At 64.7% G+C, this 365-nt stretch carries 1 pseudogene; it reads right to left on the bottom strand.

From position 1 onward, the window contains the following. Positions 1-365: pseudogene (locus VSR82_RS40155) on the bottom strand (glycoside hydrolase family 19 protein); the annotation flags it as partial.

Here is a 365-nt window from a genome sequence, read left to right on the forward strand (position 1 = left end):
CCGCCCGCCTCGGGCGCATACAGCGTTGCTCCGTTCAGGTCCGTTAGCTGGCCCCACGTTGCACCATGCACCGTGTCAGTCTTGCCGATGCTGACACTTGCCCCCTGCGGCACGATGCCAACGATGGAGCCATTCGGCGTCCTGCGCACAGGCAGACCCACCTGCGACGGATCCGCAACCTGCCCACTGCGACCCGGCCGTGGCCTGTCCTGCGCAAACTGCGTCACCTGCCACTGCCGCGACCAGTACGCCGGTTTCTGCCGCTTCGGGAAGTTGTCATAGTCAGCGTTGGACATCAGGTGCATGTACAGGCTGTAGAACGTCAGCTGCGTGCCGCGCGGAAACTCCATCTCGTGCCGCACCAG

Source organism: Burkholderia sp. JPY481 (assembly GCF_038900515.1).
GTDB classification, from domain to species: Bacteria; Pseudomonadota; Gammaproteobacteria; order Burkholderiales; family Burkholderiaceae; genus Paraburkholderia; species Paraburkholderia youngii.